An 18,291-nucleotide genomic window follows, 5' to 3' on the forward strand; every position below is an offset into this window, starting at 1 on the left:
TTATCTTTTTACTGGGTTATCATCAATTCACAGTCCTTAAAATCTTCATCGATATCAATAAATACTTCTCCTTTATTTTTATCAAACCATTTATTGACTGCATTATTCTTTTTCTCGGCAAGAGTAGCTTTCTGGATTTTCTGATAGTCGTCCTCAAGATTTGCCTGATGTGGTGGTGTTTTACTTTTGTAGTAAACTATTTTTAATGCTTCTGTCCCATCTTCCATATTGAAGGGAATAGGTTTGGTAATTGAACCTACTTTCATAGTGTCAACAAGGAAGAAAGTTACAGGATCAAGTTTTTCCATAGGAATATGTGAACTTCCTGTTTCCTGGTCAATAAAAAGACCTCCGGTTGAATTGGTACTTTTATCTTCTGAAAACTTCTTTGCAGCTTTTTCAAAACTAATACTATCATTTAAGATTGCAGTTCTCAAGCTATCCAGAAACATCACAGCAGTTGTCATGTCCTGTGAAGAGGAAGTAGGCTTAATAAGAATATGTCTGGTATTAAATTCATTACCTCTCCTTGCTATCATCTGAATCAGGTGAAATCCATATTCTGATTCAACTATTCCTGAAAGTTCTCCAGGTTTAAGTTTCAGAGCAGCTCCTTCATATTCAGGCACCAGTTCTCCTCTTTTAAAGAAACCTAATTCGCCACAATTTTTAGCTGAGCCCGGATCTTCAGAGAAAATACCTGCCATCTTACAGAAGTCTCCACCTTCCAGAATTTTTGCTTTAATTCGCTCCAATTGCTCCCGGGTTTCATTTTTTTTCTCTTTACTTATTTTAGGGATCACTACAATTTGTCCGATTTCTGCTTCTGTTGAAAAATAAGGAAGGCTATCCTTAGGTATTTCATTAAAAAACCTCTTCACTTCACCGGGGGTAACCTTTAAATCCTTGGTAATGTTATCCTGCATCTTTTGAATAATCAGCTGTTCCTTTACCTGTGAACGCAGTTCCTTTTTCAAATCGTCAATGCTTTTGTTATACATAGCAACAAGCTTTTCTTCTGATCCGATCTGACTGATAAAGTATGCCATTCTTCTGTCTAGCTGTTCATCAACCTGGGCTTTTTCAACAGTTACAGAATCTATTTCAGCTTTTGCAATCAGAAGTTTATTGATGATTAAGGTTTCCAGAACCTGACACTTGAGCTTTGCAGGATCGCTTACATTTTCCTGACTTGCCAAAACCTGAAGATAGTTCATCTCAAGTTCCGATTTCATTATAATCTCATTATCGACTTTTACAATTATTTTATCCAGAACCTGAGCGGCAGAGTATTCAGATATCAGAGTTAAAAGTATAAAAGTAAAAAATACGAAAAGCTTTATAGTGTTACTTGATTTTGATTTCATTGTTTTCCTTTGCCTGCTTATATAAATTTTCTTCAAGCGATTTAATAAGATTAATTTTTCTTTGATTCAGCAATGTTTCTCTGATTTGATTACGAGCAAATTCATAAGGTGAAATCTGCTCGCTGCTTTTATAATCTTTAATTTTAATGAGATACAAATTGCTGTCGTCAGCGCGCTCCCCTAAAACTGTTTTTTCCAGGAATTGTCTTTTTCCGGAGATTTCATCAAAGGGCGTATTTTTTATTGTCTCATCAAAATTATGCCAGAGCGAATCTTCCACAATATAAAAAGAAGCCAGACGAAGGCAAAGCAATCTGAGCTCTGTTTTATCTTTTTCGTTATTGGATGCCAGTAATGCTTTGATTTTATCGATTTTCGGAGCATCCTTAGGTATTTTAATAAAAGAACCTTTAAAAATATTCTCTCTTAGTTCGAACGATTTGATGTTCTTGTCATAAAAATCCTGGATTTCTTTCTCAGAAATCATAGTATCCAGCTTTTCACGGACATAGTGCTCCTTGAAAGTATGAATGAGTAAAGACTCTTTGTAGTCTTGTAATTTTTGATTGATTTCTTCATTGCTTTCATCTATAATAGACTCCGCATGACTTAAAAGTATTTTCTGAGTTGTCCATTTCCGGATATAAGCATCTGCCAGTGCTGCACTGTCGGGTCCATGCAAGCCAGATATAACGGATTCTAGTTCTGAGGGATAAAGAGCGTAATTATAAACGCGAGCAAGAGGTTTGTCTTCAAAGCTGTCAGAGTCCTGGTTTTTTGTAACGAAGAGCTGACAACTTTGAATGACAAATAATATTACAACTAAAAAGATTTTGAAGGGAATTCTCAATTCTTTGTCTTTACTAGTTTCTGAATCTCAGGTTCATTAATGGATACAGGATACTTTTTCTTCATATCTTTAATCCATTCCTGCTCAAGGTAAGTTTGGTAGTCAGAAATAGCCAGACCTCTTGATTCTTCAAAAGTTTTTGGTCTTGGCTCTTCTACTTTATTAATTTTGATAAAGTAGATTCTTCCATCCTTTTCAATCTGCGAAGTTCCTTCTTTCCACTCTATAGCGTTAAGGATTTCATTATCTCCTTTCTGGAATTTACCTTCTGTTACCTGAAGAGTTAACGGAGCATTTTGATTGAAAGTATTCTCAAGAACTTTCTTTGATGTAGAGTACACAACCAAGCCAACTTTTCTGTCAGCATTTTTCTCTGCTTCCGTTTTCTTAGGTGTTCCTTTTCCAAGATCTTTGATAATAATGCGGGTTGAATCTACACCTTTAGATTTGATATAGTTATAAACTCCTGCACCTCTCATAAGAGAAAGGGTAGCTGGTTCTTTCGCTTCAGCTGACGCAGAAAGTTCAAGCACCAAATTCTTATCTTTCTGTAACTGGCTTACCACTTTATCAAGTTCCTTTTTATATGAGTCTTCGATATCAGAATTATTAGCTTTATAGTTGACTGCTGAAAGTTTCTGATCTTTTACTTCAAATTTACCTTTTGCAAGTTCAGCCTTTAATTTCTCAAGTGTTGCTTTATCCTTAACATTGAAGATAACAGCGTCTACTCTTCTGTCCCACTTGAATTTATCTCTGTTCTGATTGAAATAACTTTTTAATCCAGTAGTGTCCTCAATTGCTTTTGACCATACTTTTTCGTCCATTAACTGGAATAAAAGGATACCATCTCTGTATTCTTTAACAAGCATTTTATAATCTACGTATTTATCAGCGAGGTGAGATTCTTCGTAGCCTAGTAACTGCTGATCAGCATACTCTTTGTAAAGTATTTTAACATACTGAGCGATTGATGAATTTTTTCTTGGTCTTTGTTTTTCTTTAACAAAAGTAAGAAAGTCATTCACAGTATAGTTTTGTTTTCCTACATTAAAAAGAACAGGATTATTTTTAGTATCAGGAGTAAAATTCCATTTACCTTCAAGAAGAGAAGAATCTGTTTTACTGATAGCAAGTTCAAGAGATTTAACATTTTCAGTGAAATTATTTTCTCTTTTCAGTCTTTCAATTAGTCTGGTTTTGTTAAGCTCCGATCTTGAATCTTTAGATACTTTTGCTTTTAAAGTTGGTTCAAGTTCTTCGAAAGGCTCAAGACCTTTTTTCTCAAGGAGCTTGATTACATGCCAGCCATAAGGAGTCTGAACAGGTTTGCTGACCTGATTTACTTCCAGACCGAAGGCTGCATCTTCAAAAGAGGGAATCATACGGCCTGTAGAGAACCAAGGAAGTTCTCCACCTTTTGATTTAGAGTTAACGTCATCAGAAAATTGATTCGCTAACTGATTCCAGTCTTCACCCTTTTGAACTTTAGTATAGATTTCGTCAATTTTCTGTTTCGCAGCCAAAGAGTCAGCTTCAGCTGTTCCGCTAGTAGCTCTGACCATAATATGTGCTACCCTAACCTGTCCCTGTGATTTTCTCTTGTCTTTAACCTGAATAATATGATATCCGAATCTCGTTTTTACAGGTTGAGAAATCTGACCAACCGGAGTTTTATAGGCAGCATCTTCAAAAGGATAAACCATTTGAAGTGCCGTAAAGTAACCAAGATCACCACCATTGGTTTTAGCTGAAGGATCCTGAGAATATTGCTTTGCAAGTTTTTCAAAGCTTTCGCCGCTTAGTGCCTTTTGTCTGATTTCGTTTATCTTATTAAAAGCTGCAAGTGTATCTTTAGGATCAGCATCAGGACTAACATTGATAAGAATGTGAGCCGCTTTTACTTCCTCCTTCATTCTCTCATAAGCCTCTTTAATAAGCTGTTCAGTTACCCCCTTTTCAGTCAGATAAGGCTGAGCAAGTTGCTTTCTATAGCCTTCAAGTTCCCTTTTGAAAGAAGTAGTTGTGTCTATTCCGAGAGATTCAGCTTCTTTAACCTTCAATTTAAAATTGATATAAAGATCCAGATACTCTTTGATACTTTTTTCCGTATATGCATCTGGAGCGCTTGAATTGTTTTTGTTGTAGACATAAACAAATTCGTTTTCATTTACCGGTTGACCACCGATAACAGCTACAGATGGGTCCGTAGCAGTTTTTGAAGTTTTTTCGGAAGTTTTACAACCTGATACAATCAGGGCAGCTGAAAGAAATGCTACAAAACTCTTTTTCATAAATTTTTGCGTCTTTTATAAGAATACTGGTTCCAGTAAATAAAAAATAACATTAAGAAATTGAAATTTTTCTGCTGAATTTTAGCTTAAACAACGCTTGAATCAGGTAAAAAATTTCAATCAATTCTTTTTACAGCCGCAATTTTAATGATTTTTTTTAATAAAAATTAGTCTGTAGCAGGATAAAGTAAATAAGATAGCCTTAAACTGGCTGAAAAACAACTAACAAATTGTTAATTTCTTAAAAAGGCGATATACGGTAAGGTCTTTTTCTTTAAAAACTTCAATAGAATCCATGATTCGGTTTACCAGCATCAGCCCTAATCCTCCCTTTTTCTTTTCTTTCACAAGCTGATTGATATCCGGTTCGCTATATTGAGTATGGTCAAACGGAGCACCTTGATCTGAAATCTCAAAAGTAAGACCGTCGCAATTTTCAGAGATAAGGAGATTAAGATGTTGGTTTTCGTCGCAGTTATTGGAATGGATTATACGATTTGCGCAAATTTCCTCAACAGCAAGCACAAGCATATTCACCTCAATTTCAGGCAAATGAAGATCAGTAAGGGTTTGAGTTACAAACTTTCTGATTTCTTTAAGGCTTTCTTTTGTACAAGCTATGCGCAATTTATGATTCATTTATTAATGTCTTCGCTGCTTCTTTCGAATCTACAATCTGTATCAGTTCATCGAGGCCCAGAATCTGAAATACATTTTTTACCTTCTTACTTAGATTAAACAGAACCATTGAGATTTTGTTATTTTCAAAGTCCTGTATGTAAGACATAAAGACTCCCAGTCCAGCTGAAGATATGTAATTAAGATTTGTACAATCGATAAGAATTTTCTTTTCTCCTGCAGAAACCGCCTCTGAAATTGCTTTGTCTAAATTGATACAAGAACTGGCATCAAGATCACCTTCAATTCCTATGAGGTAAATTTCCTCTTCTTTCCCAATTGAAATATTCATTGCTTTTTACGGTTATTCAATAAAGTTGGTTTTCAGCTTATACAAATTTGATTATTAAGAATGTATAATCGTCGTGAAGTGCTTGAGTTTCTGTGAATTCGTAGAACTTTTCGAGTATTAAGTTGCTGATTTCCTTGGTATTTAAGCTGTGGTGAAGATATAAAAGATTTTTTAATTTATCAAAACCGAACTCCTCTCCTAACTCATTGGTCGCTTCAATAATTCCATCTGTATACAGAATCAGAATATCCCCTTTATTATAACTTATTTTTTTCTTTTCTATGTGCTTGGAATAGTCCTTATTTCTGATAATTCCCAACCCTAAGCCTTTGCTTTTCAAATAACTTATCTCACCAGTTTGACTATTAAAGAATAAGGCGGGACAGTGACCTGCTCTGGCAATTTCAATCGTTTGGTTTTCTGTATCGATACTTAGAAAAGTAAGAGTAATAAAAGAAGACTTTTCCAACCCTCTGCCCAGGGCTTTATTTGCCTGGACCATGAATTCGTCAGGTGGAATTTCTGTCTGAACCAGACTTTGGAATACCCCTTTCATCTGGGCCATGGTAAATGCTGCTGAGGTTCCGTTACCGGAAACGTCTCCTATTACCATCGCTATTTTCTTATCAGAATATTCGTAAAAATCATAATAATCACCGCCCACTTCATCTGCAGCTTTTGTGAAAGCTGTAATTTGTAAGTTGATGTTAAAAATAAGACTTTGAGGCAAAAGGCTTTTTTGTACTTCTTTGGCAATTTTAAGTTCTTCCTGATATCTTTCTGTAGCAACAGCCTCATCGATTAATCTGAAGTTTTTGATGGCAATACTTGCCTGACTCACGAAACTGCAGATAATATCAACCATCTCTTTATCAAACCCATCCGTCTCATTTTTAAGTAAGACCAGAGTTCCAAGCTTCTGTTTGTGGCTATATAAAGGGATAATCAGCAGGGATTTGAAAGGAAGTTTCTGAATTCTTTCCGAATGCTCCAGACTTTTAGCATCCTTTATATATTGTGGTTGATTATCAATATTAAAGTGATTTTTCCTTAAGACTTTTTTAATCTCAAAAACATCAATTTCGCTTATCCCTTTGTTGATAAACGCCTTAAAATTACCTTTTTCATCCACAATCTCCAGCCAACCAGCATTTGCAAAAATGGTACTCAAACTACTGTCAATCAAAATTTCGTGTACTTCATCTTCCTTATTTCCCAGCTGAATTGACTGACTCAGCTTTTGAAAGATCATTACCTCGCCAAATTTCTGTTCGAAAACAGAGGATGTGGGAAGATTGAATAATAACACAAGCAGCGCTGAAAAGCAGTTTAATAGGATAAAGGAAGAAACGCCTCCAATAAACAGGTTCTGAGCAAGGTCTATAATAAGGATGGTCCCAAAATGCTGTTCATAAATCTGCTGCAAAAAGGTAAAACCAATTACAATGATCAGCACAATCAGCAAAATACTCTGCCATTTTTGCTTATAATTCAGGAATGCTACCCATTTAAGATTAAAAGAAAGTATCATTCCGAAAAGGAAAAGCGGAATTGCGTACAGGTATATCTTGAAATTAAAGATATCGAAATAGGCAAAATTGGAAAGCATGCTTAACAGAGCCAGCATTTCGAATACGAGCCATATCATATTGAGCTGTTTGCTCTTCTGATACAGAATCATTTTTTTCCATACATAAAATCCATTGGCAAGAAAAATTGTCACCAATGCTATGTTGAAATGGTATATGAGGTTATTGAACAGCAGGTTCTTCTTAAAAACAGGGGTGCCGAACAAAAACAGCATAAACTTGACCAGCAAACTAATAAGAATAGTTGTAGCTCCGAATATGAATACCTGCCAGAGCATCTCTATAAAATTAGAGCTCTTTTTCTGGCCAATATTTATCTTAAACAGAAGGAAAGTAAATAGAAAAAAACTTGTAAGAAGCACATTTCTCCAGAAGTCTGTCAGATAAAAATCAAAAACATGACTTAATGAATATAATGTCAGAAGGTCCCCTACAACCAAGGCTAACCAACTGACAATTGAAATTATCAGGTAAAGTTTAAAATAACCTTTAACAGACATTCGAAATCAGAGATCCTTTGAGTTTAAAAAAATTTCTTTTAATTCAACTTTTAATCCCTTTCAGGCAAATCACCTTTTGAATCATTATTAAAACAATGACACAAAAGGTGAAAATACTAAAAGGTTTACAAATTTTGTTTTTTTATCTGGAACTATAGTTCGGAGCCTCTCTGGTAATATGAACATCGTGAGGATGGCTTTCTTTAACTCCGGCAGCTGTAATTTTTACGAATTTGGCTTTCTTGAGTGCGTCTATATCTTTTGCTCCACAATATCCCATACCTGCTTTAAGACCACCAATCATCTGGTAAATAACTTCTGATACGAGGCCTTTGTATGGAACCCTTCCAACGATCCCCTCTGGAACAAGTTTTTTCACCGAATCTTCTGCATCCTGAAAATATCTGTCTTTTGATCCATCTTCCATAGCTTCCAGAGATCCCATACCTCTATAGGATTTGAATTTTCTTCCTTCGTATATGATTACTTCACCCGGTGCCTCTTCAGTTCCCGCCAGCAGAGAACCAACCATTACGCTGCTAGCACCACCGGCTATTGCTTTAGCAATGTCTCCTGAAAATCTTACACCTCCGTCAGCAATGATTGGCACATTCAATTTTTCAACTGCTTTTGCAGATTCATAAACTGCTGAAAGCTGAGGCATACCAACACCTGCAATAATACGTGTAGTACAGATACTACCAGGTCCTATCCCTACCTTCACGGCATCCGCTCCTGCCTCTGCAAGGCGAAGTGCCGCTTCCCCTGTTGCTACATTACCTGCAACCACTTCAAGGTTCGGAAACTCTGTTTTTATTTTTTCTACAGCCTGGATTACATATATTGAGTGTCCGTGTGCAGTATCAAGACTTATAAGATCCACTCCTGCTTTTACAAGAGCTTTAATTCTGTCTATAAGATCGGGAGTTACACCAACTGCGGCACCGCATCTTAATCTTCCTAACTGGTCCTTGCAAGCCTCTGGTCTTCCTTTTTTCTTAAGGATGTCTTTATATGTGATTAATCCTATTAACTTATAGTTTTTATCAACAACTGGCAATTTTTCGATTTTGAATTCCTGTAGAATTTCTTCAGCCTTTATAAGATCTATCCCTTCATTTGCAGTGATCAGATTTTCTTTGGTCATGATCTCACTGACCTTTTTACTTCTTGTCTTTTCGAATCTTAAATCTCTATTGGTTAAAATTCCAGCAAGAACTCCATCTCCCTTGATAACCGGAATACCTCCGATTTTAAACTCCTCCATGATCTGCAGAGCATCTCCAAGAGTAGCATCTTCACTTAAAGTGATAGGATCCAGAATCATACCGCTTTCTGAACGTTTTACTCTTTTTACCTGATCGGCCTGCTTTTCAATGGACATATTCTTGTGAATAAATCCAATACCTCCCAGGTGAGCCATAGCAATTGCCATTTCATATTCAGTGACTGTATCCATAGCGGAAGACACCAACGGAATATTGATTTGTATATTCTTGGTAAGTTGAGATACTGTACTTGTTTCGCGTGGAAGGATTTCCGAGAACGCAGGTAATAACAATACGTCGTCGTATGTTAAGGCCTCAAAAAGGAATTTAGAAGAATCTAGAGACATTGCAAATAAATTTAAAGTATCTATTTGCCGGCCAAAATTAATTTAATTTTTTCAATATAAAAAGCTATTTAACAATAAATAAATTGGATTTTTCCCCTTTTATAATTCATTTAAGCCGGAAACATATTAAGTATCAATTCTATCTTTTTAAGAATAGTTCAATACACAGGTACATTAGAATCAATTTGTTTGGACCACGCATGAATCCCTCCCTCCAGGTTGTATAAATTTTTAAAGCCAAATTCTTCCGTTAAAAACTTAACAACCATTGCGCTTCTCATTCCAAGATGACAATATACTACCACCGGTACATTATCCGGAATCTGATCTACCTGCTGTTGAATTCTATTTACGGGTATAAGCTTACCTCCCAGGTTACAGATCTCATATTCATATTCTTCCCGCACATCAAGCAAAAAGACCTGCTCTTTTTTATCCAGCTTTGCTTTAAGCTCCTGCACAGTCAGTTCTTTATAACCGGGTTCAAATTCAAGCTCAGGGATTTCGCAGTTGAAATCATAATTACCAAGACTAGTGATAGAGAAGTTCTCTTCATTTCTCTGAAATGCAATAGTCGAGGATCTTAAAGTGAGCAAATCGAAGATTAACAATTTCCCGGAAAGCGGCTCTCCTATTCCTGTGATAACTTTAATAACTTCATTGGCCTGTAAAGTACCCAATACTCCCGGCAGTACACCCACTACGCCCGCTTCTGAGCAGGATGGCATTTCACCAGGGCCAGGAGGTTCCGGGAAAAGGCAGCGATAGGATGGTCCGCCTTGATAATTATATACTGATAGCTGTCCTTCAAATTTAAAGATGGAAGCAGATACAAGCGGTTTATTCAGGATAACAGAAACATCATTGGAAAGATATCTCGTAGAAAAATTATCTGTTCCGTCTACTATGATATCGTAATTCCCAAGAATTGTTAATGCATTCTCAGAAGTAAGTGTTTCCTGAATCGCAATGACATTAATAAAAGGATTTGATTTTCTTAACTTTTCAGCAGCAGTTTCAACTTTAGACTTTCCAACATCTTCCTGATTGTAAAGCACCTGACGATGAAGATTACTTTCTTCTATGATATCACCATCAATAACACCTAACGTTCCTACACCTGCGGCTGCAAGATACATCAGAAGCGGACAACCAAGTCCACCTGCGCCGATAACTGCTACTTTTGCAGCCTTTAGCTTTTGCTGTCCTTCCATTCCCAACTCAGGCAGAATGATGTGCCTGTTATATCTTCTTAGTTCTTCGCTGCTGAACATCATTTCAATATTAATTATTGTTGTATCAGGTAATAAATAATCACAAGATCGTCGTCGCAATACTCTTGATTCAGAATAATTATCAGTTTTCGGCTTTTCAAGTTAAAAAAAAGCGTTCCAATCCTTTTCTCAGAAATCCTCGCTTCAAGCAAGGACTATATGAATGCTAGATCCAAATTATCATTCCGAGGAACGAGGAATCTGACTTTATTTAAAAACGCAGATCCTTCGCAAGCTCAGGATGACAAAGGAAAGCGTATCTTCCTCCACAAAACGCCAGCCAAGTACTTTAAGCTTTGTGCTTTCTGCTTTAACTTAAAACTTATCACTTATGACTTACAACTTACAAAGCCTGGTCCCAATCCTTCCAGACGACCTCATATCCCTGATCTTTAATCATCGAAGCGACTTCCTGAGGGGTCCTTTCATCAGAAATTTCAAATTGTTCCAAAGCATCGGTATTGGATGCATAACCTCCCGGATCTGTTTTAGAACCGGCACTCACAGTAGTGATTCCTAATTTAATGATGTTGTTTCTAAATTTCTCGCTTTCTCTTGTAGATATAGTCAACTCCAACTCTTCGTTAAAAATTCTATACGCACAGATCAGCTGCACGAGCTCTCTGTCAGACATGTCTACTTTCGGCTCTTTTCCTGCGTAAGGACGAAGACGCGGGAAAGAAACGCTGTATTTGGTTTTCCAGTAAGTCTTTTCGAGATAATCTAGATGAAGAGCATTAAAGAAAGAGTCTGTTCTCCAGTCTTCAAGACCAATCAATACACCAAGTCCGATTTTATGAACGCCTGCTCTTCCTAAGCGATCGGGAGTATCAAGTCTGTACTCGAAGTTTGATTTTTTTCCTTTTGGATGATGGAATTTATAATTTTCCTCGTGATAGGTCTCCTGATAAACCAATACCCCATGAATACCAAGAGGAAGAAGCTTTTCGTATTCGTCCTGATCCAGAGGTTGTACCTCCATAGAGATGTTGGCAAAGTGAGGTCTTATCTGCTTGATTGCTTTTTCAAAATAATCAACGCCTACCGTTTTGTTGGCTTCTCCTGTAACAAGAAGAATATGGTCGTATCCGTAGGATTTGATTACTTGAATTTCTTTCTCAATCTGTTTTTCCGTAAGGGTTGTCCTCCTCATGGGATTATCAAGACTGAAACCACAATAAGTGCAGATGTTCTGACATTCGTTTGAAAGATACATTGGCACGAACATCTGAATCGTATTTCCGAATCTTTTCAGCGTCAGTTCTCTGCTGAGCCTTGCCATTTCTTCAAGGAAAGGGACGGCAGAAGGAGATATCAATGCCTTGAAATCTTCAAGATCACGTTTCTTTTTCGTCAAAGCAATGCGCACATCTGCTTCTGTTTTAGCATAGATGCTTGTCTTCACCTCTTCCCATGAATATCTTTCAAAAACGTTGAGAAAGCTGTTCATATTTATAATTCGTCAAGAAATGCTGTAAGAGGACTGCTCGCTACTGCTTCCTTTACCGATTTGCCCATTTTGGCTTCAAAAGCCATTCTTCCCGCTTCCACAGCCATTTTAAATGCAACCGATATTTTCACAGGATCAGCTGAAACAGCCATGGCCGTGTTGATGAGAACAGCATCTGCTCCCATTTCAAGAGCTTCTGCAGCATGGCTCGGAGCGCCGATACCTGCATCGATTACAACCGGAACTTTACTTTGCTCAATGATAATTTCAAGCATAGCCTTCGTCTGCAGGCCGCTATTAGAGCCAATAGGAGAACCTAATGGCATTACCGCAGCAGTTCCGACTTCTTCCAACCTTTTACAAAGAACAGGATCTGCATTGATGTATGGTAATACGATAAACCCTTGTTTTACCAGTTCTTCCGCAGCTTTTAATGTTTCAATAGGATCCGGAAGAAGGTATTTAGGGTCAGGATGTATTTCAAGTTTAAGCCAGTTTGTTTCCAGAGCTTCTCTTGCCAGCTGAGCAGCAAAGATGGCTTCTTTAGCATTTCTGACTCCGGAAGTATTGGGTAATAAATTGAACTGACTATGATTCAGATAAGGAAGAATTTCATCTTCCTGTTTTTTCAAATCGACACGCTTTAAAGCAACAGTAACAAGTTCTGAGCCAGAGGCCAGCAGAGCATCCTGCATCAGCTTACCTGAAGAGAACTTACCTGTACCTGTAAAAAGCCTTGAGTTGAATGTTTTGCCTGCAATTACCAGTGGTTTCATATTATTAGTTATTGAAGCGACACTTTTTCTAAACGCTGAATAAAATTCTTCATTGCTGCAGCTTTGTTTTCAGCAGCATTGACAATTGAAGCGATAGCTACTCCATAAATGCCCGTTTGGAAAATTCCATCAAGATCATCTTCCTTTATTCCTCCGATAGCAATGATCGGAATATCTATCCCTGAACTCTTGCATGAACTAAGGATCTGCTTGTACCCCTCAGCACCAAGCACAGGACTAAGCTTTTCCTTTGTACTGGTGAAACGAAAAGGACCAAGTCCGATATAATCTGCAAACCGGAATTTGGATTCGAGGTGAAAGAAAGTATTGGCAGTTCCTCCTATGATAAACTTTTCCCCCAGCTTTTCCCTAGCTTCTTCAGGATGCATATCATCATTTCCCAAATGAACACCATCAGCACCTATCTCTTTCGCAATCCTCACATTATCATTAATGATGAGTTTTGCATTGTACTTCTGACAAACAGCAAGCGTCTCCTCCGCAATCTTTTTCCACTCCGATGTACCTTTACCCTTTACTCTCAACTGTACCCAGTCTGCACCACCCTTGCATGCCTCTTCAGCAAGTTGAGCATGAGTATAGCCTGGAATATTATCTTGTGTTATATAATGTAATCTTGAAATCCGCATGTTAGTTTAACCTTTATGATTCCCCAGCAAGGTTTGATTGCTTGCAAGGAACTTTGTAATGTAGTCTTTAGCTCTAATACAGGCCTTTATTAAAGGATAACCTTTGGACAGATTTGCTGTAAGGGCAGATGACAGCACACAACCGGAGCCATGTTTAGGATATTCAACTATCGTTTTAGGTTTAAAAGGAAAAACTTTTCCATCCATTGAAAACAGATAATCCCTTGCTTCATCTTTACTATTATGCCCCCCTTTAAGATAAACATTGCAAAATCTGCTAAGGTATTTGCCCGCTTCCATCGGATCTTTTTCAGGAACAAGGAATTGTATTTCCTGCCAGTTAGGTGTGATCATGTGCAGAGCCGAACACGCTTTACTTATTTTCTCTTGATTCTGATCTTCATGGAATGTAAAACCTGCACTGGCTTTTATCACAGGATCCCAGATAATTTTTATCTTGGGATTATAGCCTTTCAGCGCTTCAGTAAGCTTCAGAAGAACATCATAACTTTCTACCAATCCGATTTTGACAAACTCCACTTTGTGTTCTTTCAACAACACATCGATTTGCTGAAGTATTGCATCAACAGGAATCCATTGATTGGAAAGAAATTCTTTTTCATTCTGAACCGTCAAGGATGATACCACTCCAAAACCATAAACTTTATGCGATTCAAAAGTTTTGATATCCGCAAGAACTCCTGCTCCTGCACTTGGGTCAAATCCTGCAATGGAAAGAACTTTTGTTCTTATTCTGTTCATTCTTACTGAGCCACTTGGGCTATCGTTTCTCTAAGCAATATATATCTTTGAACTGCTTTTTTTACATCTGCATCTTCAGCAAACTGCTTCCAGATAATCCCCAATACAACAGCCCCGCTTAATCCTGTATTCTTAAGATGATGAATGGTTTGCTCATCCATTCCACCTAATCCGAATGTCGCAGTATTGTGTTCTGCCAGAAACCTGCTTAACTCATGGAGGTCTATTCCTGCCTTGTACCCTGTCTTTGAGATACTGTCAAACAGCGGACTGATGAACTGATAATCCGTTATTTCTTTAGCTGCTTTCAGATCTTCAACAGAATGACAGGAGCAACTGATCAAACGATGGTCTTGCCGGAGTTTATGTATCAGTTTTATATCTACATTGCTTTCTTTGAATGCATCGTAACTGAAATGATAACCTCGCAAAGGAAACCTTTCAACAATTTCAGGCATTCTATGAACAGAGATTCTATTGTAGTATACAGGATTTACCCGTTGTACATAAGACTCCACTTCATGAAGAGCGCTAAAGGGTTTTCTGATATGCAAAACTTCCAGACCTTCTTCAAAGAGAGCATGAAGTAAATCATGCTCCCTTCTTAAAGGTTGTTCATTCGTTATGACAATGAGTTGCATGCATTCAGGGAAATCTATATGTAGATTTCTCCTCCTGTTTTCGTGAACTCGGCTGACTTTTCCTTCATTCCGATTTCAAGTGCTTCCTGTTCTGATAACCCTTGTTTTTCTGCAAAATCACGAACATCCTGAGTAATTTTCATAGAGCAGAAGTTCGGTCCGCACATAGAGCAGAAGTGGGCAACTTTAGCACCTTCAGCAGGAAGTGTTTCATCATGGAATTCTCTTGCAGTATCCGGATCAAGAGAAAGGTTGAACTGATCTTCCCATCTGAATTCAAATCTTGCTTTGCTCAATGCATTATCGCGGTATTGAGCTCCCGGATGACCTTTGGCAAGGTCGGCAGCGTGTGCTGCAATTTTATAAGTAATTACACCGTCTTTAACGTCTTTCTTATTTGGAAGACCAAGGTGTTCTTTTGGGGTAACATAACAAAGCATTGCGCAGCCAAACCAGCCTATCATTGCAGCACCGATAGCTGAAGTGATATGATCATAACCCGGGGCAATATCTGTAGTTAATGGACCAAGCGTGTAGAAAGGCGCTTCATGGCATTCTTTCAACTGCTTATCCATGTTTTCTTTGATAAGGTGCATTGGCACGTGACCAGGACCTTCGATCATTACTTGTACATCATGCTTCCAGGCAATTTTTGTCAGCTCTCCAAGTGTTTCAAGTTCACCAAACTGAGCAGCATCGTTTGCATCAGCAATAGAGCCTGGACGCAGACCATCACCAAGAGAGAATGCAACATCATAAGCTTTCATGATTTCGCAGATCTCTTCGAAGTGGGTATATAAGAAGTTTTCTTTATGATGCGCAAGACACCATTTCGCCATAATAGAGCCACCTCTTGACACGATACCTGTTACTCTTTTGGCAGTAAGCGGCACATATCTTAAAAGTACACCTGCGTGAATAGTGAAGTAATCCACCCCTTGCTCAGCCTGCTCGATCAAAGTATCTCTGAAGATTTCCCAGGTAAGGTCTTCTGCTTTACCATTTACTTTTTCAAGTGCCTGGTAGATTGGTACAGTACCGATAGGTACAGGAGAATTTCTTATGATCCACTCTCTTGTTTCATGAATATTCTTTCCTGTAGAAAGGTCCATGATGGTATCAGCTCCCCATCTGCAAGCCCATACAGCTTTTTCAACTTCTTCTTCTATGCTTGAAGTTACAGCAGAGTTACCGATGTTGGCATTGATTTTCACCAGGAAGTTTCTACCGATGATCATCGGTTCACTTTCAGGGTGGTTGATGTTATTTGGTATGATAGCTCTACCTGCAGCGATCTCATCTCTTACAAATTCAGGAGTGATAAAACCTTTAGGAGTATTAGCGCCGAAGCTGTGACCAGCATGCTGACAGCCAAGGTTCTGCACTTCCTGTATTCTTTGATTTTCGCGGATGGCGATGTACTCCATTTCAGGAGTAATGATACCTTTTTTAGCATAATGCAACTGACTTACATTATGACCTTTCTTAGCCTTTAGCGGCTTTTTAATATGTTCGAAACGAAGGTGATCAAGTTCGCTATTGTAGAATCTCTGTTTACCATAATCTGAAGATATTTCAGAAAGTTCTTCTACATCACCTCTTTTAAGAATCCATTCTTCACGAAGTCTTGGAAGACCTTTTTTAACATCTATCTGAACATCCGGATCTGTGTAGGGTCCGCTGGTATCGTATACTGTGACAGCAGGATTTTTCTCTGTTTTATTGTTATTGAATTTAAAAACAGTATCAGTCAGAGAAATCTCTCTCATTGCCACCTTTATATCATGGAAAGTACCTTTCACATAGATTTTACGTGACCCTGTATATGGATCTCTTGTGATGCTTTCTGCTGATGGAATTTTGTCTTTTCTCATATTAAAATGGTTAAAATATAAAGAATCAGCCTCCTTGCGTGGCTCTGATAATTGTTACTTTGTCCTGATCTTTGAGGGTTTGAGTTGGCCAGTGTTTCTTGGGTAAAACTCTGTCATTGATAGCTACTGCTACGCCTTTGGATTCCTTGATGTTTAGCTGGTCCAACAGAGCGCTAAGCTTGTTTGATGTAATTGGTGTTCTTTCGTTGTTGACAATCACTTCCATTTATTTGGAATTTAGTTGTATTGCAACGATTTCAGGAGTTTGGAGATAAAGAGGAGAGGTCTTTAACTTTTCCCTTCGTCAGTGTTAACTGAATCAGGTTCCAAGGGTATGATCTCAGCCTTTTCCGGCACCCCTAAAGTCGCTTGAAAGTAAAAATAAGTTAATTTTAATTCCTATCCAAATTAAACCAGGATTAAGCATTAAAAACATTGTAACTGTTAATCAATCCACTATAGGTAGTAATCAATAATGGATTTACATGATGGACAGGATTTTCCAATGGCTAATGCTTATTTTAATTAAACTTATTCTAATGCATAAGCCTAAAGGACACAATTTGTTCAATTATTTTTTTCTCCTGCCACTATCCTATCTTTTCCATTCAAATCTTTAATGATTCGAATATTCTGAAAATCAAAAGATCTAAGGACATCTGCAGTTTCTTTTCCAAGCTGCTCATTGATTTCAAAATAGATTTTCCCTCCTGGTTTCAGGAGTTTTTTTCCAAGCCCTGCCAGGGCTTTATAAAAAATCAGCGGATTATCATCTTCAACAAATAGGGCAAGGTGAGGCTCATAATCAAGCACATTGGAATGCATCAGTGATTTTTCACTTTCTTTCACATAGGGCGGATTGCTGACCAGAACATCAAGACTCTCAGGAAGCTTTTCTAAATCAGGACTTAGAAGATTATCTTGGATAAAATTAATAGGGGTTTTATTCAGGTCGGCATTTGCTTTTGCTGTCTTCAATGCTTCAGTGCTGATATCAACGGCAAAAGTCTGTGCTGTATTCAACTCTGCGCTGAGACTTATCGCTATACATCCACTGCCTGTACAGGCATCCAACAGACGAAGATCTTGTTCCTTCTTATGTTCGTTGATGATAAGATGTACAAGTTCTTCCGTTTCAAACCTCGGAATCAGCACATTTTTATTGACTTTGAATTTCCTGTCATAAAACCAGGTCCCCCCTGTAATGTATTGGACAGGCTCTGCTGTATTAACTCTATTGATCAATGAAGTGAGTTGTTCTTCATTAACTTCTGTTGTCCATTGATTGAGCAGTACATCCGTCTTAGTCAGATTCCAGAAATGCTCCATCAGTATATAAGCTATGCTCTCTGCTTCGCTTTTATCATAAGCGGTGATGGCTGCAGATAGTTTTTTATGGAGGTTGGATGGGAGTTGTTGCACGGAGTGAATTTTATTTTAAAGGAGGCAAGTTAGGGGAAAATTTTGATTATGTAAATGATTGTAGAGACACCATGAATAACATCTATAACCTTATTCAATATATCTTAAATGCAATATATTTCCACCTGATCTTGAAGCTCATAGCTTACAAGGACATTATTTATCCAATTAACTCTGCTTTTTTTTGTAACTTGTAATAGTCAAAGCTTCTTTTACATTTCGAAGGTAGATTCGAAGTGATTCATTTTAAACAATTT

16 protein-coding genes and 1 riboswitch are annotated in these 18,291 nt (G+C 37.7%); all 16 genes read right to left on the bottom strand.

Features of this window, described 5'->3' with window-relative positions; translation table 11 throughout:
* Positions 1-8 precede the first annotated feature (8 nt).
* Complete coding sequence (locus MYP_RS22150; protein ID WP_045468592.1) at positions 9-1,367, bottom strand: peptidylprolyl isomerase; 1,359 nt, start codon at positions 1,365-1,367, stop codon at positions 9-11.
* On the bottom strand, positions 1,348-2,217 hold the full coding sequence (locus tag MYP_RS22155) for a peptidylprolyl isomerase (RefSeq protein WP_052430436.1): 870 nt from the start codon (positions 2,215-2,217) through the stop codon (positions 1,348-1,350). The genes MYP_RS22150 and MYP_RS22155 overlap by 20 nt, the downstream gene beginning before the upstream one ends.
* Positions 2,214-4,511, bottom strand: coding sequence for a peptidylprolyl isomerase (locus MYP_RS22160; protein ID WP_045468594.1), 2,298 nt, complete (start codon positions 4,509-4,511; stop codon positions 2,214-2,216). The genes MYP_RS22155 and MYP_RS22160 overlap by 4 nt, the downstream gene beginning before the upstream one ends.
* Positions 4,512-4,733: 222 nt before the next feature.
* Positions 4,734-5,150, bottom strand: coding sequence for an ATP-binding protein (locus MYP_RS22165; RefSeq protein WP_045468596.1), 417 nt, complete (start codon positions 5,148-5,150; stop codon positions 4,734-4,736).
* Entirely contained in the window at positions 5,140-5,481 is a 342-nt protein-coding gene (locus MYP_RS22170) for an STAS domain-containing protein (protein ID WP_028979816.1), read from the bottom strand. Before MYP_RS22170 ends, MYP_RS22165 begins: the two co-directional genes overlap by 11 nt.
* Before the next feature lie 37 nt (positions 5,482-5,518).
* Positions 5,519-7,570, bottom strand: a complete 2,052-nt coding sequence (locus MYP_RS22175) for a GAF domain-containing SpoIIE family protein phosphatase (protein ID WP_045468599.1) — start codon at positions 7,568-7,570, stop codon at positions 5,519-5,521.
* 142 nt (positions 7,571-7,712) lie between these two features.
* Complete coding sequence (gene guaB / locus MYP_RS22180; RefSeq protein WP_045468602.1) at positions 7,713-9,185, bottom strand: IMP dehydrogenase; 1,473 nt, start codon at positions 9,183-9,185, stop codon at positions 7,713-7,715.
* A gap of 158 nt (positions 9,186-9,343) precedes the next feature.
* Complete coding sequence (gene moeB / locus MYP_RS22185; RefSeq protein WP_370568895.1) at positions 9,344-10,462, bottom strand: molybdopterin-synthase adenylyltransferase MoeB; 1,119 nt, start codon at positions 10,460-10,462, stop codon at positions 9,344-9,346.
* A gap of 340 nt (positions 10,463-10,802) precedes the next feature.
* Entirely contained in the window at positions 10,803-11,909 is a 1,107-nt protein-coding gene (gene thiH / locus MYP_RS22190; RefSeq protein ID WP_045468605.1) for a 2-iminoacetate synthase ThiH, read from the bottom strand.
* Positions 11,910-11,911: 2 nt separating this feature from the next.
* Positions 11,912-12,685, bottom strand: a complete 774-nt coding sequence (locus MYP_RS22195) for a thiazole synthase (RefSeq protein WP_045468608.1) — start codon at positions 12,683-12,685, stop codon at positions 11,912-11,914.
* 8 nt (positions 12,686-12,693) lie between these two features.
* A complete protein-coding gene (locus MYP_RS22200; RefSeq protein WP_045468611.1) occupies positions 12,694-13,335 on the bottom strand; it encodes a thiamine phosphate synthase in 642 nt (213 codons plus the stop codon).
* 6 nt (positions 13,336-13,341) lie between these two features.
* Entirely contained in the window at positions 13,342-14,097 is a 756-nt protein-coding gene (locus tag MYP_RS22205) for a hydroxymethylpyrimidine/phosphomethylpyrimidine kinase (protein WP_045468614.1), read from the bottom strand.
* 2 nt (positions 14,098-14,099) lie between these two features.
* Positions 14,100-14,738 carry a thiamine phosphate synthase gene (locus MYP_RS22210; RefSeq protein ID WP_045468617.1) on the bottom strand — a complete coding sequence of 213 codons (639 nt, stop codon included), beginning with the start codon at positions 14,736-14,738 and terminating at the stop codon, positions 14,100-14,102.
* Between the two features lie 14 nt (positions 14,739-14,752).
* On the bottom strand, positions 14,753-16,612 hold the full coding sequence (thiC, locus tag MYP_RS22215; RefSeq protein WP_045468620.1) for a phosphomethylpyrimidine synthase ThiC: 1,860 nt from the start codon (positions 16,610-16,612) through the stop codon (positions 14,753-14,755).
* 25 nt (positions 16,613-16,637) lie between these two features.
* A complete protein-coding gene (gene thiS / locus MYP_RS22220; RefSeq protein WP_045468623.1) occupies positions 16,638-16,838 on the bottom strand; it encodes a sulfur carrier protein ThiS in 201 nt (66 codons plus the stop codon).
* A 53-nt stretch (positions 16,839-16,891) separates the two neighbouring features.
* Positions 16,892-16,983: riboswitch (TPP riboswitch) on the bottom strand.
* Between the two features lie 196 nt (positions 16,984-17,179).
* Complete coding sequence (gene prmC / locus MYP_RS22225; protein WP_052430437.1) at positions 17,180-18,034, bottom strand: peptide chain release factor N(5)-glutamine methyltransferase; 855 nt, start codon at positions 18,032-18,034, stop codon at positions 17,180-17,182.
* Between the last annotated feature and the right edge of the window lie 257 nt (positions 18,035-18,291).

The organism is Sporocytophaga myxococcoides (genome assembly GCF_000775915.1).
GTDB lineage: Bacteria > Bacteroidota > Bacteroidia > Cytophagales > Cytophagaceae > Sporocytophaga > Sporocytophaga myxococcoides_A.